The organism is Methanosarcinales archaeon Met12, assembly GCA_002813105.2.
Taxonomy (GTDB): Archaea; Halobacteriota; UBA148; order UBA148; family JAJOKI01; genus JAJOKI01.
On sequence record CP017966.2, the window covers coordinates 226,208 to 248,462 of the forward strand.

The window sequence follows — 22,255 nt, forward strand, 5'->3', positions numbered from 1 at the left end:
GTGATATATGGATGCTCATGGGACAAATAGTGGTTCTTCGGCTGGGACACAGACCAGAGCGCGACCAGCGGATGACGACGCATGTCGGACTGACGGCACGGGCCTTTGGCGCAAATGGCATGCTTATCGCCGCCCAGGACAGGTCGATCGAAAAAAACATAGACGACATTACCAGACGATGGGGCGGAAAGTTTTTTGTCAGAAGCGGCATTAAGTGGAAGAACGAGGTTATGGAGTGGAAGGGGCGCGGAGGAAGGGTCTGTCACCTCACCATGTACGGCATCAATTTGCCAGATGTTATTGACGATGTTCATGCAGCAGGGGATATCTTGGTCGTAGTTGGCGCTGAAAAAGTTCCAGCTGAAATTTATAGTATGGCAGACTGGAATATCGCGATAGGAAATCAGCCGCATTCTGAAGTGGCGGCACTGGCAATTTTTCTGGATCGACTGCAGAAGGGGAGGGAGTTAAGCCGTGTGTTTGAGGGCGGAGAACTCCAGATCGTTCCAAGGGAGAGAAATAAAGAGGTACGCAGGGTTTCTCATGAATGATATACGACGGATACTCATCATAGGAAACAATACTCGCCATATCGCTTGTTCGGCAAAAAGAGCAGGATACACCGTCTACGTCATCGATCATTTTGGAGACGTGGACGTCAGGCGATGTGTCGATGGAGTGATCGTTTTAGATTCGCACTGCGATATATCGGATTCGAAGCTGAATGAGCATATAAAGGCGTCTGACGTGGATGCGGTGGTATTGGGCGCGGGCTTCGAAACGAGGAGAGTGAATCTATCTGAAAAGATATTATTGGGCAACGACCCGGTTGTAGCGAACAGAGTATCTGATAAAGAATGGTTGGCAAAAGAGCTAAATAAATTGGGCATACCCCATCCGCGCATTTACGCCAATGGAAATATCGAGTATCCCGCCATCATAAAACCAAAACAAGGCATGGGCGGGCGCTTGTGTCGGATTATTCATGAGGGGGATGTCCCTCCAGATTATATAGCGCAGGAATGTCTGGTTGGCAATTTTGCCAGTGTTTCAGTACTGTCTACTGAGGATGATGCCATATCGCTGGCTGTAAACGAGCAGTTGATAGGAGTACCATGGTTGGGAACGGCGTTTCCGTTTCGCTATTGTGGCAATATCACTCCCTTTAATGATGAACACGGTGATGAAATGCGTCAAATTGCAGAGGGAATAATACTCCATCTGAGACTAATTGGCTCGAATGGTGTGGACTTTATAATCACAAAGGACGGACCAGTCGTACTCGAAGTGAATCCAAGGTTTCAGGGCAGCCTGGATACGGTCGAACTTGCTACTGGCGTCAATCTGTTTGACGCACATGTGCAGGCAATATCAGGCGTCTTAAAGCGGAATGTAAAAGCACAATGCTTTGCAACTAAGATGGTGGTCTTTGCCACGGATGATATGATAGTCAGGACGAGTTTGGACATCGATGGAATAGCAGACATTCCACATATCGGAAGTAAAATATGTGCTAGAGCTCCCATCGCCACTGCTCTCGGAACAGGCATCGACAGAAAGAGTGCACTTCATGCTGCGATGAAAAAGGCGCTGATGATAAGGACGCAAGCCCCAAGCATCCCATCGAGACATGGACAAGTTTAAGGCTATTCAGTTGTATAACAATAATAACAATAGAGAGTAAAAAGGCAACAGGTGATTGGTTTGATATCGTTGAAGAATGCAGTAACTCGCGCATATATCACAAAACTGATTGGGGAGGAGGGCATCCCAATGATCGAAAAGATGCCCGAAGGCGAAGTTACCGATGTGGAAATATCGAAAATAACAGGCGTAGCCTTAAATTTAGTTAGGCGATCTCTATTCATTCTGTATGAGAATCGATTGGCAGAATATCGGCGAGAGCGGGATAAGGACAGTGGATGGCTTACATACCTATGGCGTGTCGATTTGCACAATATCGAACAGGCCATGGAGTTGGAACTGCGAAAATTGTTAAATAACCTTCAGAAAAGGTTGGCATCAGAAAAAGGAAACATGTTCTACGTGTGTACTGAAAATTGTGGGCGGTTTTTATTCGATCTGGCGGCAAAGACAAATTTTGTATGCCCATTTTGTGGTGCGCCGCTCGAGTTTGAGGATAATACGAAGGCCGTAACTGCACTCGAAAAACATATCGCTGAAATACAGGCGGCGTGTGCATGAAGATACGAGAGGTCATCGACGCAGGCAAATGCACAGGCTGTGGAGGCTGTGTGGCGGTCTGCCCAATAGATGCCGTTATGGTCAAAGAGTATGCCGTCATCGGCGACGAATGCACAGAGTGCGATGTATGCTCCATGACATGTCCTGTGGTCGATGGATTTCCAGAAAACGAGTTCGATAATGTGCTGCGCGTGTGCGCTGGCAGAAGCGATATGCAGGGACAGGATGGTGCCGTCGTTAGTGGGATACTCAGGTCGTTGCTCGCAGGAGGGCATATAGACTGTGCGATAGGCGTGGGCAGGGATGACGTGTGGCGGGCAACGCCTATTTTGATAACCGATGCCCAGGATGTTGCAAAGACGAGTGGAACAAAATATACTCATGCCCCGGTTCTCTCCCTGGTCAAGGATGCCATGGAGAAATATGAGAAAATTGCGATAATAGGTGTGCCATGCCAGGTTCATTCCGCCAGACTGCTCAATGAGAGAAAAATAGTTGCGATTATAGGGCTTTTCTGCATGTCGAGCTTCACGCACGGCTTGTGCGAATTCATATCCAGTCTTGGGGTTAACGTCTGCGATGTGCATAAGATGGACTTTGACAGGGGGAAATTTGTAGTATATGCAGACGAGGAGCATCGTGTCCCGATAAAGGACGTCAAAGAATATGCACGCCCATCATGTAAGCACTGTCGTGATTTTAGCGCTTATCATGCTGATATTTCAGTGGGCTCGGTCGGCTCTCCAGAAGGGTGGAGCACCATGCTGATAAGGACCAAAAATGGCGAGAAGCTCCTCGATTTAGTTGAGCTGGAATACGGAGATGCCGATATGGATGCGGTCAAAAGACTGTCGGATATGAAACGGAAGACCTCATAGAAAGCATTATTAATCATTAACATTATGATATAATAGATGAGGGAGGGCATGGAAAACGGGAGAACGGTCGCCACCAGAGATGCGCCACGGAAGAGAGAGCTGGTATTCTTCCAAGACAGCTGTACTGGCTGCGGAATGTGCTGTGAAGTATGTACATCAAATGCAATACGGCTAGGGCCGACCGGAGCAATCGCAAGGGGCGTCGTGGATGCGGCATATCTGGCCGTAAATGAAGATTGCAAGCTATGTGGCCTATGTGCTCGCGTCTGCATGTTCGGTGCACTCGCATTGTATATAGATGGCGTGAAAGAAGAATACGATGCACTTGGAAGCGCTGGCGTGAAGGGCGGCTGCAAATTCTGTAAATTGTGCGAGGAAGTCTGCCCCAGAGACGCCGTCACCGTGCATCGGACCATGCCAGGCATGGGAGAACTGGTGAGCGGTGAATTCAAGATTGACATGGAGAAGTGTATCTATTGCGGGATTTGCCAGGACATATGTCCAACTGGGGCATTAACGGTTGAGCGGGGGGGACTGAGCGCAAAACAGAGGGGCGTTTCAGAAGACACGCCGGCGAGGTTTGAGCGAATAGAGCTGGATGAGAGTAAATGCGTTTTATGCAGAATATGTGCACGCGCCTGCCCTGTCGATGCCCTGACAGTGACTCAAGATGCATGCGATGATAAAATCAAGATTACCGGGGAAGTGGTCATAGACAATAATAGATGCTCGTGGTGTGGTTGGTGCGAGGAGGTGTGCCCTGAGAAGGTCATCGAGGTCCAGAAACCGATTGAAGGAGACATTGAAATCGATGTGGAGAGGTGCCAGGGCTGCGGCACATGCGTAGAAATATGCCCGTGCGATGCGCTGTATTTCCCATTGACCGAATATATCAAAATTGAGGAATCCTATGCGCTGGACAGGGGCTGGAGCAAACCAATCCGACCACGCGCAATTCCTGTCGCAGTTCAACTGAAGGTCAATAAACAGCGGTGCATATTTTGCGGTGCCTGTGCGAACGCCTGCCCCATCGATGCGATCAAAGTTACACGGAAGAAGATAAGGATGATGGACACGCTCCCGAAACCCACACAAAAGGCGCTCAGCAAATTAATGGAGGCGTAACATGGAGTTCATATTGAGTACGGGTAGAAGCATATGGCAGGGCGAGGGTATCGAGGCTGGTTGTGACTCTGAACTGTACTTTGATGCCTGCGCAAGAGTCGAAATGGACCCTGATGACATGGAGCGTCTTGGCCTCAAGGAAAATGATGCCGTTAAGGTGAAGACGAGATATGGCGAGGTCGTCGTTTATGCGAAAACGTCTACACAGGCACCACATCGTGGGTTGATATTTATGCCATTTGGTACATGGGCTAACGTCGTCGTTCAGCCGTCGACCGAGTGTACAGGTATGCCAAACTGTAAGTGCATTCCTGCGACGACGGAAAAAACCGATGAAAGGGTTCTGGGCGCCCACGAAGCAATAAAAATTTATTATGCCGATGGAGAGTGGGGAAAGAGGGCGGAGGAGTTGAAGTCATATTATGATATACATTAGGTGTGAAGATGATGCGCGAAATTAAAAATGTGCCATGCCCTTTCTGCGGATGTTTATGTGATGATGGGGTGGTCATAGTTGATGACAACAAAATCATCGGGACGAGAAATCTGTGCAGGATAGGGCACCAAAAATTTGCACATGCCCAGAAAGGGCGATTTGAAACACCACAAATACGAAAGAATGGAAAACTGGAGCCGGTAAGTTTGGACGAGGCGTTCGATAAAAGCGCACAGATACTTGCAAATGCGGAGCGTCCCCTCCTATATGGATGGTGTTCGACGAGCGCCGAGGCAATCCAAATTGGATGTGAGCTTGCAGAGGCATGCGGCGGAATCATCGACTGCACTGCAACGCTATGTCATGGGCCATCGCTTTTAGCGATTCAAGACCAGGGTGCACCCAGCTGCACGTTGGGAGAGGTGATGAATCGTGCCGATTTGGTCATATATTGGGGCTGCAATCCAATGCATGCACATCCAAGGCATATGAGCAGGTATTCAGTATTCCCAAGGGGCTTGTTCAGGAAGAGGGGGCGAAGAAGCAGGACCATCATAGTCGTCGACCCCAGGCGGACGGATACGGCGAAACTCGCGGACCTGCACATCCAGATAGCACCTGGGTCGGACCACATGTTGGTGCACACGTTCCGTGAAATCATCAATTCATATGACGTTACGCACGAGACCGTGGCTGGCATTCCAGCAGATGCGATACGGGAAACGATAGAGGCAATGGGGCAGCATCAGTGGGCGGTACTGTTCTTTGGGATGGGATTGACCCAACAGATGGGGAAGGATAGGAACATCGACGTTGCCATAAAATTCATACACGAATTCAATAAATACATCGGCACCAAGACCGTTTTAATGCCGATGAGGGGGCACTACAATGTCGCAGGGTCAAACGTCACGATATGCGCCGAGACAGGGCATCCGTTTGCAGTGGACTTTTCACGCGGATATCCCAGATACCACCCGGGTGAAACGACTGCCATGGATGTGTTATATCGTGGCGAGGTCGATGCGATGCTCAACATCGCTGCCAACCCCGGGACATCGTTCTCGAATAGGGCCCTAGCCCATCTGGCAAAGATACCACTCATAAACATCGAACCCCACAATCAACAATCCATGCAGATATCAGATGTGGTAATTCCCCCTGCGATCGTTGGAGTTGAATGCGATGGAACTGCATATCGAATGGACAACATTCCAATAAAGATGAAAAAAATTGTGGACCCACCTGAGAACAGCATGCCAGATACCGTTATCTTAGGAGAGATTTTGAAGAGGGTCAAGGAATATGTATGAACTCATAACCCATGAAGAAAAATGTCACGGATGTGGCAATTGTGTGGTCGCCTGTCCGGTGAACGCATATATCGATCCAGCGGTTGCCGGAGGAAAAGGTCCGGAGACGGATGAGGTCATCATGCGGGTGGAAAATGGCGTGATAAAAATTCTGAACGGGGACATATGCAGAGGATGTGGAACATGCATCGAATCGTGTCCAGTGGGTGCAATAGAATTGAGGGTGAACTATCGATGACCACAGAATTATTGATTAAAAACGGAGTCGTATATGACCCTATCAACGACGTGAATGGAGAGGTGATGGACCTTTGCATCAAGGATGGAAAAATCGTCGACAAAGTGAGCGATAACGCGAAGGTCATCGATGCAATGGGAAAAGCAGTCACCCCTGGCAAAATAGAGTGTCATTCACACATGGTGGGTGCTACTCCAACCAGCGCCAGAATACTGAGGCCAGAGGATATAAGAGTGCGTTTGAGCTCTGCCACAGGGGTGCGAAGGGGCGGGGGAGGGCGCACCGTACCCACCACTTGGGAAGTTGGATATGAATATGCCAAGCTTGGGTTCACCAAAGCATATGAAGCAGCGGTGACTCCGTTGTATGCGCGGCAGGCCTGCAGAGAGTTCAACCGAATGCCAATACTTGGCAAGGGGATTTTCATACTCATGGGCAACAACTGGATGATACTGGATTATCTGAAATCCAGGGAGCAGGATAAGGTTACTGCTTACGTGGCGTCTCTTCTCAGGGCGACGGGCGGATATGCCGTGAAAATAGTCAATCCAGGTGGCAATGAGGCATATAAATGGAACACTGAGTGGAATTGCCATCACGCAGATGACCCAGTGCCATATTTCGGGGTGACTCCAAGGGAAATAATAAAAGGGCTGTGCACTGCGAACGAGGAGTTGTGTCTGCCGCATTCCATACATCTCCATGTCAATAAAATTGGCACTCCAGGAAATTATGAGGTAACTCTTGAAGAGCTGAACATAACCAAGAACATCGAGGTGAGGTGCGATTCCGGCAGAACACAAAACACGCATGCAACACACCTTCAGTTCCATGCATACGGAGGAGACTCGTGGGGGACATTCGAGTCGAAGGCAGATGAGATTGCGAAATACATCAACCACCATGACCACGTCACAGGTGATAGTGGAAACGTGATATTCGGTGATGTAACCACGATGACCGCTGATTCGCCAGCAGAATGGGCACTGTATAAAATGACGCACAATAAACTTGTTACGGGCGATACCGAAGCAGAAGACAGTGTTGGCATTCTTCCATTCCTCTATTCAAAAAAATCCCCAGTTCACGCTGTGATGTGGGCGATTGGACTGGAGCTGCAGCTATTGACTGACCCATGGAAGATGTTCGTGACAACGGACCATCCAAATGGCGGCGTATTTTTTGACTATCCGCTGGTGTATTCATGGCTGATGAGCAAAAAAGAGAGGATGGACATAGCGGAAAATATCCATCCATGGGCGCTTAAAAGAACCGGGCTCGGCGGAATTGACAAAGAATATACTTTCTACGAATTGGTCATCGCAACCAGCGCTGGACCCGCCAAGGCGATGGGCATATCCAAGACAGAAGGGCACCTAAGCATCGGTGCTAAAGCAAATATTGCGATATGGGATGTGGACCCATTGGAAATTGATTTCTCCAGAGATTCGGCTGCGGATAAATTATCTTCCGCGGCATATACGCTAAAGGATGGAGAGGTTGTGGTAAAAGATGGTGAAGTCGTGTGTGCACCCGTGGCGCCAATTGAAAGAGTGCTCCCACAAGTTGAACATGACATCCAAAAAGTAGTGGAGGAGGAAGTCAAGACCAAGTTCAAGAGGTACTATACTCTCCAGTTTGAAAACTATATGGTGGACCCTGAACTATATCTATCAAAATCGGACCGAATTGAAGTCGTTTCTGGAAAGCTCCATGTTATACCGCACGAGATTCCGGAGGATGTAAAATGCATGAAATAATCCTTACACCAAAGAACCAATCGCTTATATCCTTAGAGGCAGAGGTGATAACTCCAGATAATTTTGCCGGCAAATCTCTGGGCGACGTTGAAAACATGGTGATATATCGTGGAAATATGTCCGTTCAGCTCAAAGAGCATTTTGATGTGAGTGGAACGCCCTGCGAGACTGCTGAGAGGTTGCGAATAGTAATAGATGGCGATGCTTCGCGAACAAAGAGAATTGGTGAGAAAATGAGCTGTGGCGAGATCGTCATCCGCGGCAATGTAGATATGCATGTGGGTGCGGAGATGACTGGTGGCAAAATAACCGTAGAGGGCAGTGCAGATAACTATGCTGGAAGGGAGATGACAGGAGGAATTATCCATATCAAATGCAATGCGCTGCACTATGCTGGCGGGACTGCACGGGGTAAAAAGAGAGGGATGGCTGGCGGAACACTGCTCATCGATGGAAGCGCGGGAGACCATGTTGGAAACTTCATGTACGGAGGAAACATCAAGGTAGAGGGAAATGTTGGGCAATGCGCCGGGACGCACATGAGAGGGGGCACCATTATCATCGGCGGAAATGCGTTCTCCAGAATAGGCAGTGAGATGGCAACGGGAACGATTCTCGTCAAAGGAAAGGTGCACCTGACCACGGCCTCGCTTGGATATGGGTCAATAGGCAGGATAGTCAGGGACCCTGAGGTGGGTGGCACGATGGTCAGAGGGGAGTTCTATGAATTGCGCGGCGATTTGGGATATGAGCCAAAATGCGGGTCAGGGGTCATATACGCCTCTGTTGAGCACAATGAGCATATTCTGCCAGGCGGGGCAGATATGCCGCCAAAAAGGAATATGTTGCCATATTTGAAAATTTATCACTCAGAAATAAGGGGGAGGTGTTGAAAATGGAGCCGAAAATAGTGATAGGCGGTCCAGATTGCCTTGGCTTCGACCTGAAAGGAAGACTGGCGATGAACCTGACCGATGTCTCTCGCGTAACCACTGCCAAAGTATCCTCGCCGAAAGAATACGCGGAGCACCTTGCAGAGGCAAAAAATCCGTTGTATATAGTCGGGCCTGGCGTTCTGATGGGCACCATAAAAGGAAAGCCTGCGGTTGATTGGTGTGTTGAGATTGCCAAGGCAGGTGATTTGCCGGTATGTGCGACCGGGGATACCGCTGGGCCATTAACAGAAAGGGGCTTGAAGCCAAATCTCAGTTGCGGAATACTGGAAATAAGCGGCATCTATCTCACGGACCCTAACTGGAAGGGAGTCAATGGAAAGGGCCAACATGATTGGGTTTTGTTCCATGGAATACCCTGTTATTTTGCCGAAAGGGCGTTGACCACCTTGCTGAGATATGCCCCGTGGCTGAAGACATATACAATTTGCCATCGTTTTCATCATAACGCAGATTTCACATGGCACAGGCAGAACAAAGCAGGGTTTGAAAGGTACGTGGAATGGACTATAAAAGAGTTTGAAAAAATAGGAGGAGACATCAATGCGAATAAATGGGGTAGAAATTGAAGATACTTTTGCAGAGGCATTTGGGATAAAGATGGCGAGGGTGTTGATAACCGGTGCCACTCCCCACTGGGCGCGCGTAGCAGCACAGGAAGCGACGGGATTCGGAACCTCGATCATCATGTGTCCTGCAGAAGCTGGAATAGAAAGAGAGGTTGGCGGCGATGAAACGCCTGACGGAAGACCTGGCGCATATATCATGATATGCCATATGAGCGGCAAAGAGCTGGAAAATCAGTTGCTTGCGAGAATAGGGCAGTGCGTATTGACCGCCCCAACTGCGGCCGCATTCAATGGTCTGTTGGATGCAGAGATACAATATGACACAGGTTTTAAGCTAAAATTCTTTGCCGATGGATATGAGAAAGAGGACACCATTGGTGGACGCAGAGTATATCGCATTCCCATGATGCAAGGAGAGTTCATCGTTGAACACAGCATGGGTGCGGTCAGCGGCGTTGCCGGTGGCAATTTCTTCATCCTCGCCAAGAATCAGATGGCGGCGCTCATGGCAGCGGAAACTGCGGTTAGCGCCATCTCCAGATTAGAGGGCAGCATCACCCCGTTCCCCGGCGGCATAGTGGCATCCGGGTCGAAGGTCGGCGCAAACAAATATAAATTTATGAAGGCGACTACCAACGAAAAATTTTGTCCGAGCCTCAGAGACGAAGTGGAGACCATGGTGCCTCCTGATGTGGAAGCGATATACGAAATCGTCATAAACGGCATATGTCCTGATGCAGTAGAAAAGGCGATGAGGTATGGAATCATGGCGACGACCAAAATCCCAGGCGTCGTAAAGATAACTGCTGGCAATTACGGTGGAAAGCTCGGCAAATATAAGATGCACTTAAAGGAGATTTTGAGGTGAGATGAGATTATGATCAGCGTAAATAGAGAGGCAAAAAAGATAGTAGACCATATGGTGGACAATTCGGATAAATTGAATATCGATGTGCTGGAGATCGAAAATGGCACCACCATATTGGACTGTGGAATCAAGGCAAAGGGAGGAATGCAGGCGGGAAAACTGCTTTCAGAGATATGTATGGGAGGACTTGGAGAGGTATCGTTTACTCAGATGAGCATCTGCGAATGCGACGGTGATGACGACGGTTGTTGCAGTCGCAACTTTCATGCCATGAATGTCGTTGTTGACCAGCCGTTGATTGGATGCATGGCTTCACAATATGCTGGATGGAGTATTAGCATTGGGAAGTTCTTTGCACTTGGGTCAGGTCCAGCCAGAGCATTGGCTTTGAGAGAGAAATTGTTCGAGGATTTAAAATATAAAGACGAGTCCGATGTTGCCATATTGGTGCTGGAAACATCAAAGATGCCAGAGGCGGAGGTTGCAGACTACATCGCCGAGAAGTGCGGCGTCAAATCTGAAGACCTGTATATATTGGTTGCCCCGTGCGCAAGCGTAGCAGGGTCCATCCAGATATCAGCGCGTTTAGTCGAAACCGGAATGCATAAAATGCACGAAATAGGGTTTGACATCGGCTCGGTGGTCAGCGGATTCGGCGTGTGTCCGATAGCGCCCATAGCAAAGAATGACCTGGAGGCAATGGGCAGAACCAATGACTGCATACTATACGGCGGAAGAACATGGTATAACGTGGATTGTGAGGATGATGAGATAGGGAAGATGATAGAGAAGGTACCGTCTGATTCCTCGAAGGACTACGGCATGCCGTTTTTGGAAATATTTGAGAAATACAACAGGGACTTTTACAAGATAGACCCTCTGCTGTTTTCACCTGCCGATATTACTATCAACAATATGAGGACTGGGAACAACTTCCACGCCGGCAACGTGAACATAGATGTTTTAAGAAAATCTTTGGGGGTTGATTAAGATGGCAAAAGTAAAAATAGGATTTGTGAAGCTCGGTGCCCTGGGAATCACCCAGGTAGTCGATTTACTGCTGGATGAGAGGGCGGAGAGGGATATAGATATCAGAACGGTTGGTACTGGGGCAAAAATGGGAAAGGATGAAGCAGGCTATGCAGAAAAGTTGATGGAATGGGACCCTGATTTGGTGGTGGTCGTTAGCCCGAATGCCTCGCTTCCAGGACCGAAAATAGCACGAGAAGCGGTTAAAGATACGCCCTGCATCGTTATCTCGGATGGCCCCACGGAAAAGATAAAAGACGGGCTGGCGAAAGAGGGTTTTGGGTATATCATTTTAAAGGGCGATCCACTCATTGGCGCAAGGAGAGAATTTCTCGACCCGGTAGAGATGACGCTGTTCAATACAGATGCTCTGCGCGTATTGACGATATGCGGTGCAGTGAGATTAGTACAGGAGGAATTGGATGCCGCAATAGAGGGAGTTCGGCAGGGAAATGTGAAGCTGCCGCATATCACCGCAGGTGCGGAGACTGTGGTGGATAGAGCTGGGTTTGCGAATCCATACGCGAGGGCGAAGGCCATGGCATCGTATAAAATGGCCGAGCTTGTCGCAGAGATGAACGTGCAAACGTGTTTCGTCCTAAGAGAGCCGCCCAAGTACATTATGATGGGTGCTGCTGCCCATGAGGTGATGAGGACTGCGGCGCTGCTCGCCAACGAAGCCAGGGAGATTGAAAAAGGTGCCGATAGCGTGTCGCGCAAGCCTCACGACGATGATGGGAATATACTATCCAAAAGGCGCCTCTTGGATATACCTGAATAGATAAACCTCGAGCTCTGTAGAATCAGGGAAACATTTATGTTCGTTCAGATAGATGTTTTTCTCCTATATGAAGACAAAAAAGAAAATAATAAAATCTTCTCTAAGGCGAGTTGCCGTACGCAAGAAAAAAGAGGACCCTAAAGAGGAAAAATCAGTAAAGACAGTCGTATTAATAAGACCCAAAGAAAATCCGATAATATCGCCAAACGTTGAAAGCAGTTGGGAATCTTGGCAAACCTTTAACCCCGGAGTTATTTTACTTGAAAATAAAATCCATTTTCTTTACAGGGCAATTGGAAAAGACGGCATTTCGCGCCTGGGATATGCTGTTTCTGGCGACGGATTTAAAATTGATGAAAGATTGCCTCAACCAGTTTATGAGCATCCTTTAATTAACAATCCTTCTTTTTATATCTTTTCCTTTGCTTCAGGGGGTAGTTTTGGCGGATGTGAAGACCCTCGTCCCGTAAGAGTGAATAAAGAAGATATCCTTTATATGACCTATACTGCCTGCGATCAGAGATTAAGGGTAGGTTTAACCTCAATAAAAGTTAACGATTTTTTAAATAAAAAATGGCAATGGAATCCACCAGTACTCATTTCTCCACCCGGCCAAGTGCATAAAAATTGGGTAATATTTCCAGAAAAGATTAAGGGCCGCTACGCTATTTTGCATAGCCTTAGCCCTCAAATATCAATAGATTTTTTTGATAATTTAAAATTTGATGGTAAAACCTATATTGATAGTTATCATGAAAAAGAGCCCAAGGGAAGTCATTGGAATTGGGAAGGCCGGATTAGGGGAGTAGGACCTTCACCTGTAAAGACCAAAGAAGGCTGGCTAATATTCTATCATGCAGAAGATCGGCGTGATCCCGGTAAATATAAAGTGGGAGCTATGCTTTTGGACCTTGAAGAACCAACCAAGGTTTTGTGCTGTGCTAAAGAACCGATCTTAGAGCCAAATGGGTTATATGACAGCAATGGCTTTAAACCGGGTGTTGTTTATGTTTCAGGGGCTGTAGTAAAAAATAACAACTTGCTGATTTATTACGGAAGCTCTGATAGTTATGTCTGTGTTGCTTATTCCAACTTTGAAGAATTTTTGGGAGTACTGAAAAAAGATGTTAAACCGAAACTTAAAACAAGGGTCTTAAAGAAAAAAATATGATAATTAAGAGAGCGAAAGAAAATCCAATACTAACACCTTTGAACGCCCATGCTTGGGAAGCCCAGGCTGTCTTTAATGGTTGCCCTGTTCAAAAAGATGGAGAAATTTACATTTTATATCGAGCAATTTCTTTGCCTTATTATCATACCGCCAGCCGGGCTAACATAATGACTTCTGATATTGGTATTGCTGAAAGCAAAGACGGGATTCATTTCACAAATCGGCAACGATTTATTGTTCCGGAATACGATTGGGAAAAATTTGGTTGCGAAGACCCCCGAGTAACAAAACTTGATGGAAAATATTATATTTTTTATACCGCCCTCTCCGAGTATCCGTTTAGAACCGAAGGCATTAAAGTTGGTTTGGCTATCAGCAAGGACTTAAAAAAGATTGAAGAAAAACATTTAGTCACCCCTTTTAACGCCAAGGCAATGGCTCTTTTCCCAGAAAAAATAGGAGGAAAAATGTGGGCTATACTTACAGTTCATACTGATAAACCTCCTTCAAAAATATGTCTTGCCTCTTTTGCTAAAGAAGAAGACATTTGGTCTGAAACTTATTGGCAGAAATGGTATGACGTTTTTGAAAAATACTCTTTACCTTTACAGCGCAAACCCGAAGACCATATTGAAGTTGGCGCTCCGCCATTAAAGACAAAATACGGCTGGCTTTTGCTATATTCCTATATCCGTAATTATTTTTCTCCTCAAAAACTCTTCGGGGTAGAAGCAGTTTTACTTGACCTCAAAAATCCCTTAAAAGTTATTGGCAAGATTGATGCCCCGATTTTAGTGCCAGAAGAGTACTATGAAAAAGTAGGCCTTGTGCCAAATGTGGTTTTCCCTTCAGGAGCAATAATTTTACCCCCCCACCAAAAATTTTGTAGTGGGGGCAAAGAGGACTGGATTCACCTTTATTATGGAGCAGCTGACACCACCTGCTGCCTCGCTTTTATAAATCTTTCTTTTTTGTTAGAAGAATTATTAGGTAAAAATAAAGCAGTCACCTTGAAGCGGGCCAAGGAAAATCCGATTATTACTCCCGAGAAAAAACACCCCTGGGAAAGCAAGTCCGTTTTCAATCCTGCGGCTATTTGTCTTCAAGGGAAAGTTCACATTGTGTATAGGGCAATTTCAGAAGACAATACCTCTGTTTTGGGCTATGCATCAAGTAAAGACGGGATTCATATTGATGAACGTTTGTCGCAACCGATATATGTCCCTAGAGAGCCATTTGAGCAGAAACTTCAACCAGGAGCCGGTTCTGGTTGCGAAGACCCTCGACTTACTAAAATAGATGAGAAGATCTACATCTGCTACACCGCCTTTGATGGAAATCTTCCGCGAGTAGCTTTAAGTTGGATTTGGGCAAAAGATTTTCTCGAAAAGCAATGGAATTGGGCAAAGCCAGTGCTTATTTCGCCAGCTGACTTAAACGATAAAAATGCCTTTGTTTTTCCAGAGAAGATAAACGACAAATATCTGATTGTTCATCGGGTTGGTTATGACATTGATTATTCTTTCTGCCAGACTTTAGATTTTAAAGGTGATGTTTTTCTTGAAGAGCAACGTTGGATATATAGGAGGAAAGGGTGGTGGGACAGTAAAAAAGTAGGGGCTGCTGCCCCGCCCATAAAAACAAAAGAGGGATGGATTATGCTCTACCACGGTATTTCAGAAGATGGCGTTTATAGAGTAGGGGCCGTGCTTTTAGACCTTAAAAACCCGCTTAAAATCCTCGGTCGCACCAGCAATCCTATTCTTGAGCCAGAAACTCCCTATGAAAAAAAGGGGTTGGTTCCCAATGTTGTTTTTCCCTGCGGCAATGTGGTCTTGGATGATAAACTTTTCGTCTATTACGGAGGCGGTGATAAAGTAGTGGGGGTTGCGACCATCGAATTGGCGGACCTGCTTGCATATCTTAAACTGTGCAAATGCTAAATTTGTGAACTCCTTGCCTATCATCCATACAAGCTATGCATGATTAATTGCTCGGTTATGAAAAAAGCAAACAAAACCTTTATAATTGATAAAATGAGACGGCATGGTGATGAAAGGACGGGTTATCATTGCCATCGTTTTGACCATGGCCATATCTGGATGTATCCACGGCGGGGAAGTAGATTATGCGAACAAGATTGATGTTGCATTAAAAGATGGTCCGGTCGTCGCATATTTTTATTCAGATTGGTGTCCAGCGTGCGCGCCGCAGAAGCCAATCATCGAAGAGTTGGATAAAGAGCATGGTGGAGATGTGACGTTCATACTGATAAATATAGATGAGGATGCCACGGCGATGCGGAAATATGACATAAGACGCATCCCAACGACGATTGTGTTCGCTAGTGGTGAAAGTTATATGAGACATGTCGGCGTAACGGACAAGGAGACGTTGAATACTTCCATCCAGTGGGCAATGTTGAATCGCGGTCCGGGATTATGATGTCACTTCCATTGCCAGCACTCGCTTTCCTGGCCGGTATGGCAAGTATTGTCTCGCCATGTATCCTGCCAATAATTCCTGCTATAGTAGCATATTCTATCGATGGAGACAAGTATCGTCCCGCAATAATAGTATTTGGCCTATCCATATCGTTCACGATTCTTGGCGTAATAACATCGGCAGTCGGATACGCGATACAGGCTCACATCGACTACCTGCGGGTTCTTTCTGGAGTCATAATTTTGAGTATGGGATTCCTTCTCGTGTTTGACTTACCCATTAAGTCAGGTGGTGTCGAGGCCAAAGTAGCACCGTTTCTTGATAGAGTCCAATCGAGAGGGATAATTGGCGGACTTTTATTTGGATCTGCACTTGGACTGGTATGGATTCCATGTATAGGCCCCATCCTTGCGGCAATCCTCATGATAGTTGCAGTCGAGGGCAATATCGTCACAGGGGGCTTTTTGTTGTTTATATATTCACTTGGACTTGGGTTGCCGATGCTCGTGATAGCCTACTTGCCAAGACTCTCCATGAAGTTTGTGCGTGTTGGAACTAAGAAGGGGGTTACGATAAGGCGCATGGCTGGTGCCGTATTAATGGCGACTGGATTTTATTTCCTGCTCAGCTTCATGCGATACGTGGGCGGCTGGTGATGAGGAGATGCATAGAGGTCCAGCATAACAGGATGATTCGATTTTTAGACGAATTTGAGTCGAATTACGACAACATAAAGTTGACTGACTTTGTCTTATTGCGATTACCGCTCCCTTTCTATGAATCTACCTATTTCTGATGAGTCCTTTGGTCCGATGAGCACTTTCCATCCACTCAACTGTTCCAATTCTCCGGAAATTCGCGCCGCAAGGCCTGGAATGACCATCTTCTTGTGCCTTATTTTTTTCTCAATCCCGGTTTCATCGATGACTTTTTTTACCCTCGACGCACTTAATTGTCTACCTGCAACCGCGGCTTCGACGCCAATTCCATTCGTATCCAGGACGATTAAGTAACAGTCGACCTTAGCGGATTCGATGTCTGACGCAACGGTATAATAAGTCAAAGCAAAGTTCGTCGTCAACAATACTGGCGAGTTCTCATCTGGGGAGCCGAATTCTTTTAAGCCTGCTTCAACTCTAACAGGCCGTCTCGGGTCTGTGTACAGGTTTTGTCTCAGGGTGATGTTTGGAAGCAATGCCCATATTTCAATATTGTGTAATATAATCAGGTCAGCATATTTGGCCATCATCAAAGAGGCGGCCATTGCCTCCTTGAGTCCGTCTCCACTCTGCAAATAAACGGCTGCAGGTATGCCCAGTATCGGACGATTGAGCACTTTATCTTCGTTCGTAGCGCTTCTTCTCAGCATCACGAAATTGTTTAGCGTGCAGGAGTCCAGATGAGAACCAGGATCGATGACGATGTCATTTATGCCCATTCTTTGTAAGGCGTTTACAACGGATTTTAGTTCAGAAATATCGTTATCTGCGAAGGCCACTACAGGGCAATTGTATTTTACGGCCAGTTCTCCAACCTCCTTCCAGGTATTCTTTGTCGCCGCATAGACCAATGGTTTTTTATCTCCCACGATTCTCAGGGCTTTGTCCAGAGATTCAGAATTCCAGGAACACAGTATCAGTGCTTTTTTCGTCCGCTTTGCCGTTTCTTCGACGCATTTATCGAACTTTTCAACGTCCCCTGACCTGTTTCTTATCGCAATCGCCTGCAGAGTAAGCGTCTCGCCGATTCTCTCATGCGCAAAATTGTTTACAAATTCTATCCTTTTCGACAATTCCTCTTTGCCCATCTCATCGTGAATATCTATGGCGATGGCAGTTTGGTTAAAATACGTCAGTTCATGCCTGTAGAGGACTTTCTCCCCTCCTACACTAACGGTGGGCTTCCCAAAAACTACCTCTCTAACAGCTGGAGCAAGAATTTCTTCTAAAGCCTTGAAGCTCTCTCTTTTTAGATGTGGACAATCCTTGAGTTCGACCTTTCTCTCGATCAACTGAGAGCTGAAGGCCATGCAGGTCTTCTCACCACATTTTTTACAGTTGATTTTTGGTAAATATTTATAAATATCTAGAGGACCCGCTTTTTTTCTCACATATATCACAGCCCTATCCAGTTCGTGACGTCGACTATCTCTTTCTTGTCGCTAGTCAGCACATCAACCATGCTCTTGAAAAGTTCTATGGAAGTTGGACATATCATCATGAAAAGGTTGCACCCAGCCAACCACAGCGACATGGCAGTTACAGCCTCCCACAAAGGCCCTCTCTTCTCACGGTCACCCCATTCAGGTGCTTTCATCCAAGCCTCCCTGGCACCCCATGCATTGGTCGTTCCAGAAGCTATTGGCATCTGCAAATCATCATCGCCCTTCAGTGCTGCCAATCTAATTTTCTCCATCGTGCTGAAGGAAAATTCCAACCCATATCCAAGGGGGGCAGTAGTGGGGTCCATGATAATGTCTTCTTTTTTAAGACCAAGTTCAAATAAGCGTTTATTCATAGTTTTTTGATTATTGACGTCCAATTGAGTCCAGGATAATACGGCATGACCATTGTCCAGGCAGGCACTGCCGATTTTTTTATAATCCAAGTTCATGCCAACTGAGTTAATCAGACATCTCTCCCCCTGGGCAGCTTCTGCTGCTTTTTTCAAAACTTCGGGGTCCTTATCTGGATTGCCTGAGCCCCCTATTATCATGGGAACTTTTACGGCTTGCAATAGCTCCTCGACCGTTTTAGCCGCTTCTCGAGCTGTTGTGTCCTTTATGCCTGGGTCAGTGCTTATCAGGTGTATGGTCACCATATCGGCACCATACTTGTCGACGCACAGCTTTGCCCACTCCACTGGGTCCTCTAAAACCTCTTCGAAATGCATCCTGACTGGACCGGGTAGAGGTATCTTCATGTCGAAGACATCGAAGGCGACTGCTGGTTTGGAGGGATTTCCAGATTCAAATGGCATCGCTTTATCTCCGCCGACCGTTATGGAATGGCTCCTTGTTCCGCCCTCTGCCTTTGTATTTCCCAATTTCACCGAGGTAACTTCTCCCCTGTAGTTTACCGGAGGTTTTTCAAAAATCTGCACACTATATCTGGGAACGTCTTCGACCGCCTTTTGTAATGCGGGTAAAACTGAAAGTGGGCTGACCATCAACTCCAGTTCATCGGCGATTATCTCGATGTTTTCCATCTCGATTTGCTCTGCTTGCTTCAGTGCTTCAATAAGTTTGGTTATATCCGTCATATTTCCCTCGGGCTGTCGAAGAGCTTATAAATTTTGTCTTTTCAAATCAGTTATCTAACCGCCGAGCCGTATGTCAACTGTTGTGCAAGTGTCGGCTTGGGTGTTTATAGATATTTAGAAAACTCATCTTCATCTACTTTTGCCAATTTTAGAACTCCTTTCAGTGTCCCTATTTTCAGCTCTTTGTGTATAGGAACAACAGTTCCTACTTTTCCCGTGGGAGCCATTTTTGATAACCTAACATGGCTACCAGTTTTACCACCAATCTCAAATCCCATTTTGTTACAAAGAATTCTGATTACTTTTTCTCCTGAAACTTTCCTAAGTTTTGGCACTCAAACGTTGTCATCAACGTTTTTCTCTCTTTTTCCTTTAACGGAAATTCATCCAAATAAAGCTCAGTAGCCTCCTTAAGATTAGCTATAGCCTCCTCAATAGTCTCCCCTTGGCTGACTGTGCCAACTTCTGGGCACTCTGCCACATACATATCCTCTTCTTTATGTAATACTGCTGTAAACGTCTGCATCTTTATTCGCCCCATCGGGTGTTTACTTTGTAAACCCCCTTCATAAAATGTGTTTCTACCCCTTAAAGATTCTTTGGTTGGTTTGTTGAATTTGAAAAATTTGATGGATTCAAATGCATAGATATAACAATCGTTGAAGCAAAAGTGGATATGGGAAGGATTTGTTACACTCAGAATACCAATAAATATTAGAAGAGACTGCGAATTTTATTAGTAGATTTCTCAATTGAATATAACAACTATCAACCGAGATAATCACTCATTTAATCTAACAATTTTCAGGACAATTTGTCCATGATGGTTTCTACGGCTTTTGTTGCGTTGCACTCTTCTAAATCCAGTAAAGACTTTCCTGCGAAGAGATATTCCTCGATATGAACGTCGTAGGGAATCGTTCCTAAAAACTCTGGTCCGAAGGATTTTGCCCTGTCGATGATTGCCTTCTCATGCCCTGCGCTCACTCTATTTACCACTAAATATAAGTGTTTGAACCTGGCATCAAGTTCGCCGGCCAGCTCACTTATCCTCTCTGCCGTGTCAAATCCATGTTGAGACATGTCCGTCACTATGATCATATCGTCTACGCCCAGGGTGGTCTTTCTACTTATATGCTCCAGACCGGCCTCGGCGTCGATGATGACATGGTCGTAACTCTTCGTCATCGAATCTATTATCCATCTGAGTATGTTGTTTACCGAACAGTAGCATCCAGGTCCTTCTGGCCGCCCCATCACCAGGATGTCGAAATCAGGCGTCTCTGCAATTATCTCAAATACCCTATATTCCAGCCACTTGTCCTTGGAGTATCCTGGCGGCAGTTGGGATTGCTTTGTCAACAATTCTTCCTTGATATCCCCAACAGTGCTTTTAACAGACACTCCCAACATGCCTGGTAAATTAAAGTCAGGGTCGGCATCTATTGCCAGGATATTTTTTTCGCCGTCTCTCACCATTTTTCTGATTATGAGGGCGGCGAGCATGGTTTTCCCTACTCCACCCTTACCGGATACGGCAAGAATCCTCATCAAATTTCCTCGATCTCTATCTCGATGTCTCCCTCGATCGTCACGCCCACCAGTTCGATACTGTATTCTTTTAGAATCCCATGGATTCCCGATATGTACGGCTCTTTTTCCGTCGTCATTTACTTCTTCCTGATTATGACCTGGTCTATGTGTATCTTTGCGTTCTTCAAAACCAGCTTAATGCCCCCTGTTTGTGGGATGTGTTCGGTTGCAGAAACTTGCGCTTTCGGAGCCGCGGTCGTCGGAGAACTCTCTTTTTTCTTAATTTTTAATTTCAATGGTTTTTTATCACTCATCTTTACAAACCTCACTCCAGTATTCCATCTTCCCGAAGCCTGTCTATGACTTTTGTCAATTGGTCCTCGCTTAGGCCAAGCTCTTTGGCGGCCTCTTCGGGATATATCTCCCCATCTTGTTGTTCTATATATGCTATAAGTTTGTTTTTTAGCTCTTCTGTGACCTCAAACTCCCATCGCTGAACCACTGGATGAGCTTTCTTTTGCAAAAATGCCTTGAGGGAATCGATATCCGTGGCATCGTCTTCCGTAGCTATTCTTTCGTGAAGCCCCTCTGGAATGGCATCTTCTATCCTTTTTTTCGCATCCTTTGGCAGCCATACAATACGCTCCCATCCGCCGTCTGCCTGCAGGAACTTTCGAGACCGCATATATTCGATGGCCATCCCAAGGATGCCCTCTTCCTGTCTCCCCCCGCCAGTTTGTGCCGCCAATCTTGAGAAGGGTATGCCAATCGGAGTATCCTCTGAGTATTCCCTGTGCACAACACCAATTCCATCCACTTCTGGGATGTAGAACGCGAGCGACTCGAAACACCCGCAGGATGTGTGCGGGTAACCAAACATGCTGTGCAGATAACATCTCTCGGTCTCGCCATCTGATTTCTCTGATACCACTTCGTTCACCCCGGCGTACTCTCCCTTTATCGCATCCAAAAGCTCGCCTTTTTGGATTGGAAAGTTCGTACCTTCAGGGTCCGCCCTCGTGGCAGCCCTGCCCTCGAGCCAGCTTATCGAGCCGCAAAGTGACATCTTCTCCGGCGTTATGATGCAGACGTGTGTTGGGGCAAAACTTTGACACATGAGACACGCATAAAACTCATCTACTTCCTCTTCGCTCAATGCTCTTGCCCTTGCATCCCTGTCCTCATAGGTTTTCTTTGCGTTGTCCACAAATCCCTCTATCTCCTTTTCGTCTGTGATGAATGTGACCTGCATTTTCTCGATGATCGGCAGCTCAGACTTGAACAATTTGATTAAAGCCTGTCCCATGTATTTCAGGTTGAAGCCCTTTGCATGGGCGCCCTTGCTCAACCTGCACCAGATGTCATATCTCTGATTCAGGTGCATGAATCCCTCTATGAAGTTGCAGTACTCGTGTATCCTTCTCTCAACTACACCTTCCATATCCTCTTCCAACTTTTCTCCAGTCACCTCAACGAAGATGCCAAAAGGATAGCTGCCTCCCTCCTTCATCTCCCCGATGTCCGGACCTTTTACTTCAACCCTGCCATCCTCTATTTCATCCGTCTTTCTCAATTTAGCGAGCTCTGCTTTTGCTTTTACCTTCGGTCCCCCCAGCTCAACGTACATGTCTTCTTTTCTTATTCTCTCTCCCTCATATTGAGGACCAATATCGAATGGAAGTTCCATATT

The 22,255-nt window shown here is 46.5% G+C and carries 25 protein-coding genes; 18 read left to right on the forward strand and 7 right to left on the reverse strand.

What is annotated here, in order from left to right:
- Window positions 1-17 precede the first annotated feature (17 nt).
- The 18 genes from BME93_01535 (at window position 18) to BME93_01620 (ending at window position 16,427) form a co-directional block, all read left to right on the forward strand.
- The gene (locus BME93_01535; protein ATZ60847.2) at window positions 18-551 is read left to right on the forward strand and encodes a tRNA (cytidine(56)-2'-O)-methyltransferase; all 534 of its coding nucleotides are present in this window, start codon (window positions 18-20) and stop codon (window positions 549-551) included.
- Entirely contained in the window at window positions 544-1,644 is a 1,101-nt protein-coding gene (locus BME93_01540) for an ATP-grasp domain-containing protein (protein ID ATZ60848.2), read from the forward strand. Before BME93_01535 ends, BME93_01540 begins: the two co-directional genes overlap by 8 nt.
- Window positions 1,645-1,704: 60 nt before the next feature.
- Window positions 1,705-2,205 (forward strand): transcription factor, encoded by a 501-nt coding sequence (locus BME93_01545; protein ID ATZ60849.2) that lies wholly within the window; start codon window positions 1,705-1,707, stop codon window positions 2,203-2,205.
- Window positions 2,202-3,083, forward strand: coding sequence for a Coenzyme F420 hydrogenase/dehydrogenase, beta subunit C-terminal domain (locus tag BME93_01550; GenBank protein ID ATZ60850.2), 882 nt, complete (start codon window positions 2,202-2,204; stop codon window positions 3,081-3,083). Before BME93_01545 ends, BME93_01550 begins: the two co-directional genes overlap by 4 nt.
- A gap of 48 nt (window positions 3,084-3,131) precedes the next feature.
- Window positions 3,132-4,208, forward strand: a complete 1,077-nt coding sequence (locus BME93_01555) for a 4Fe-4S binding protein (protein ATZ60851.2) — start codon at window positions 3,132-3,134, stop codon at window positions 4,206-4,208.
- A gap of 1 nt (window position 4,209) precedes the next feature.
- Window positions 4,210-4,644 carry a molybdopterin dinucleotide binding domain-containing protein gene (locus BME93_01560; protein ATZ60852.2) on the forward strand — a complete coding sequence of 145 codons (435 nt, stop codon included), beginning with the start codon at window positions 4,210-4,212 and terminating at the stop codon, window positions 4,642-4,644.
- A gap of 8 nt (window positions 4,645-4,652) precedes the next feature.
- The gene (locus BME93_01565; GenBank protein ATZ60853.2) at window positions 4,653-5,957 is read left to right on the forward strand and encodes a formylmethanofuran dehydrogenase subunit B; all 1,305 of its coding nucleotides are present in this window, start codon (window positions 4,653-4,655) and stop codon (window positions 5,955-5,957) included.
- Complete coding sequence (locus BME93_01570; GenBank protein ID ATZ61726.2) at window positions 5,950-6,195, forward strand: 4Fe-4S binding protein; 246 nt, start codon at window positions 5,950-5,952, stop codon at window positions 6,193-6,195. Before BME93_01565 ends, BME93_01570 begins: the two co-directional genes overlap by 8 nt.
- Window positions 6,192-7,955, forward strand: coding sequence for a formylmethanofuran dehydrogenase subunit A (locus tag BME93_01575; GenBank protein ATZ60854.2), 1,764 nt, complete (start codon window positions 6,192-6,194; stop codon window positions 7,953-7,955). The genes BME93_01570 and BME93_01575 overlap by 4 nt, the downstream gene beginning before the upstream one ends.
- Window positions 7,943-8,848 (forward strand): formylmethanofuran dehydrogenase subunit C, encoded by a 906-nt coding sequence (locus BME93_01580; GenBank protein ATZ61727.2) that lies wholly within the window; start codon window positions 7,943-7,945, stop codon window positions 8,846-8,848. The genes BME93_01575 and BME93_01580 overlap by 13 nt, the downstream gene beginning before the upstream one ends.
- Before the next feature lie 2 nt (window positions 8,849-8,850).
- On the forward strand, window positions 8,851-9,477 hold the full coding sequence (locus BME93_01585; protein ID ATZ61728.2) for a carbon monoxide dehydrogenase beta subunit family protein: 627 nt from the start codon (window positions 8,851-8,853) through the stop codon (window positions 9,475-9,477).
- Window positions 9,452-10,345, forward strand: a complete 894-nt coding sequence (fhcD, locus tag BME93_01590) for a formylmethanofuran--tetrahydromethanopterin N-formyltransferase (protein ATZ60855.2) — start codon at window positions 9,452-9,454, stop codon at window positions 10,343-10,345. Before BME93_01585 ends, fhcD begins: the two co-directional genes overlap by 26 nt.
- 9 nt (window positions 10,346-10,354) lie before the next feature.
- Window positions 10,355-11,335 carry a methenyltetrahydromethanopterin cyclohydrolase gene (gene mch, locus BME93_01595; GenBank protein ATZ60856.2) on the forward strand — a complete coding sequence of 327 codons (981 nt, stop codon included), beginning with the start codon at window positions 10,355-10,357 and terminating at the stop codon, window positions 11,333-11,335.
- Between the two features lies 1 nt (window position 11,336).
- The gene (locus BME93_01600; GenBank protein ID ATZ61729.2) at window positions 11,337-12,155 is read left to right on the forward strand and encodes a F420-dependent methylenetetrahydromethanopterin dehydrogenase; all 819 of its coding nucleotides are present in this window, start codon (window positions 11,337-11,339) and stop codon (window positions 12,153-12,155) included.
- Between the two features lie 67 nt (window positions 12,156-12,222).
- Complete coding sequence (locus tag BME93_01605; protein ID ATZ60857.2) at window positions 12,223-13,326, forward strand: hypothetical protein; 1,104 nt, start codon at window positions 12,223-12,225, stop codon at window positions 13,324-13,326.
- The gene (locus tag BME93_01610; GenBank protein ID ATZ60858.2) at window positions 13,323-15,269 is read left to right on the forward strand and encodes a hypothetical protein; all 1,947 of its coding nucleotides are present in this window, start codon (window positions 13,323-13,325) and stop codon (window positions 15,267-15,269) included. Before BME93_01605 ends, BME93_01610 begins: the two co-directional genes overlap by 4 nt.
- A gap of 103 nt (window positions 15,270-15,372) precedes the next feature.
- Window positions 15,373-15,771, forward strand: a complete 399-nt coding sequence (locus tag BME93_01615; protein ATZ61730.2) for a thioredoxin family protein — start codon at window positions 15,373-15,375, stop codon at window positions 15,769-15,771.
- On the forward strand, window positions 15,768-16,427 hold the full coding sequence (locus BME93_01620) for a cytochrome c biogenesis CcdA family protein (protein ID ATZ60859.2): 660 nt from the start codon (window positions 15,768-15,770) through the stop codon (window positions 16,425-16,427). Before BME93_01615 ends, BME93_01620 begins: the two co-directional genes overlap by 4 nt.
- Window positions 16,428-16,531: 104 nt before the next feature.
- Here BME93_01620 and acsC read toward each other — a convergent pair whose 3' ends face one another.
- From acsC to cdhC, 7 genes are all read right to left on the reverse strand, one after another.
- The gene (gene acsC, locus BME93_01625) at window positions 16,532-17,881 is read right to left on the reverse strand and encodes an acetyl-CoA decarbonylase/synthase complex subunit gamma (GenBank protein ATZ60860.2); all 1,350 of its coding nucleotides are present in this window, start codon (window positions 17,879-17,881) and stop codon (window positions 16,532-16,534) included.
- 5 nt (window positions 17,882-17,886) lie between these two features.
- A complete protein-coding gene (cdhD, locus tag BME93_01630; GenBank protein ID ATZ60861.2) occupies window positions 17,887-19,032 on the reverse strand; it encodes a CO dehydrogenase/acetyl-CoA synthase subunit delta in 1,146 nt (381 codons plus the stop codon).
- A gap of 104 nt (window positions 19,033-19,136) precedes the next feature.
- A complete protein-coding gene (locus BME93_01635) occupies window positions 19,137-19,367 on the reverse strand; it encodes a type II toxin-antitoxin system HicA family toxin (GenBank protein ID ATZ60862.2) in 231 nt (76 codons plus the stop codon).
- Window positions 19,331-19,558 carry a type II toxin-antitoxin system HicB family antitoxin gene (locus tag BME93_01640; GenBank protein ATZ60863.2) on the reverse strand — a complete coding sequence of 76 codons (228 nt, stop codon included), beginning with the start codon at window positions 19,556-19,558 and terminating at the stop codon, window positions 19,331-19,333. Before BME93_01640 ends, BME93_01635 begins: the two co-directional genes overlap by 37 nt.
- A 278-nt stretch (window positions 19,559-19,836) precedes the next feature.
- On the reverse strand, window positions 19,837-20,583 hold the full coding sequence (locus tag BME93_01645) for an AAA family ATPase (GenBank protein ATZ60864.2): 747 nt from the start codon (window positions 20,581-20,583) through the stop codon (window positions 19,837-19,839).
- 119 nt (window positions 20,584-20,702) lie between these two features.
- A complete protein-coding gene (locus tag BME93_01650; protein ATZ60865.2) occupies window positions 20,703-20,879 on the reverse strand; it encodes a hypothetical protein in 177 nt (58 codons plus the stop codon).
- An 11-nt stretch (window positions 20,880-20,890) separates the two neighbouring features.
- Window positions 20,891-22,252 (reverse strand): CO dehydrogenase/CO-methylating acetyl-CoA synthase complex subunit beta, encoded by a 1,362-nt coding sequence (gene cdhC / locus BME93_01655; protein ATZ60866.2) that lies wholly within the window; start codon window positions 22,250-22,252, stop codon window positions 20,891-20,893.
- Window positions 22,253-22,255: the final 3 nt, after the last annotated feature.

Coding starts and splice junctions, on each gene's coding strand:
- BME93_01640 (ATZ60863.2), bottom strand. CDS start 19,558: ATGCAGACGTTTACAGCAGTATTACATAAAGAAGAGGATATGTATGTG.
- BME93_01580 (ATZ61727.2), top strand. CDS start 7,943: ATGCATGAAATAATCCTTACACCAAAGAACCAATCGCTTATATCCTTA.
- BME93_01610 (ATZ60858.2), top strand. CDS start 13,323: ATGATAATTAAGAGAGCGAAAGAAAATCCAATACTAACACCTTTGAAC.
- BME93_01620 (ATZ60859.2), top strand. CDS start 15,768: ATGATGTCACTTCCATTGCCAGCACTCGCTTTCCTGGCCGGTATGGCA.
- BME93_01540 (ATZ60848.2), top strand. CDS start 544: ATGAATGATATACGACGGATACTCATCATAGGAAACAATACTCGCCAT.
- BME93_01550 (ATZ60850.2), top strand. CDS start 2,202: ATGAAGATACGAGAGGTCATCGACGCAGGCAAATGCACAGGCTGTGGA.
- BME93_01560 (ATZ60852.2), top strand. CDS start 4,210: ATGGAGTTCATATTGAGTACGGGTAGAAGCATATGGCAGGGCGAGGGT.
- BME93_01575 (ATZ60854.2), top strand. CDS start 6,192: ATGACCACAGAATTATTGATTAAAAACGGAGTCGTATATGACCCTATC.
- BME93_01570 (ATZ61726.2), top strand. CDS start 5,950: ATGTATGAACTCATAACCCATGAAGAAAAATGTCACGGATGTGGCAAT.
- BME93_01600 (ATZ61729.2), top strand. CDS start 11,337: ATGGCAAAAGTAAAAATAGGATTTGTGAAGCTCGGTGCCCTGGGAATC.
- BME93_01650 (ATZ60865.2), bottom strand. CDS start 20,879: ATGAGTGATAAAAAACCATTGAAATTAAAAATTAAGAAAAAAGAGAGT.
- BME93_01605 (ATZ60857.2), top strand. CDS start 12,223: ATGAAGACAAAAAAGAAAATAATAAAATCTTCTCTAAGGCGAGTTGCC.
- BME93_01645 (ATZ60864.2), bottom strand. CDS start 20,583: ATGAGGATTCTTGCCGTATCCGGTAAGGGTGGAGTAGGGAAAACCATG.
- fhcD (ATZ60855.2), top strand. CDS start 9,452: ATGCGAATAAATGGGGTAGAAATTGAAGATACTTTTGCAGAGGCATTT.
- mch (ATZ60856.2), top strand. CDS start 10,355: ATGATCAGCGTAAATAGAGAGGCAAAAAAGATAGTAGACCATATGGTG.
- BME93_01615 (ATZ61730.2), top strand. CDS start 15,373: ATGGTGATGAAAGGACGGGTTATCATTGCCATCGTTTTGACCATGGCC.
- BME93_01555 (ATZ60851.2), top strand. CDS start 3,132: ATGGAAAACGGGAGAACGGTCGCCACCAGAGATGCGCCACGGAAGAGA.
- BME93_01535 (ATZ60847.2), top strand. CDS start 18: ATGGGACAAATAGTGGTTCTTCGGCTGGGACACAGACCAGAGCGCGAC.
- BME93_01585 (ATZ61728.2), top strand. CDS start 8,851: ATGGAGCCGAAAATAGTGATAGGCGGTCCAGATTGCCTTGGCTTCGAC.
- BME93_01565 (ATZ60853.2), top strand. CDS start 4,653: ATGATGCGCGAAATTAAAAATGTGCCATGCCCTTTCTGCGGATGTTTA.
- cdhC (ATZ60866.2), bottom strand. CDS start 22,252: ATGGAACTTCCATTCGATATTGGTCCTCAATATGAGGGAGAGAGAATA.
- cdhD (ATZ60861.2), bottom strand. CDS start 19,032: ATGACGGATATAACCAAACTTATTGAAGCACTGAAGCAAGCAGAGCAA.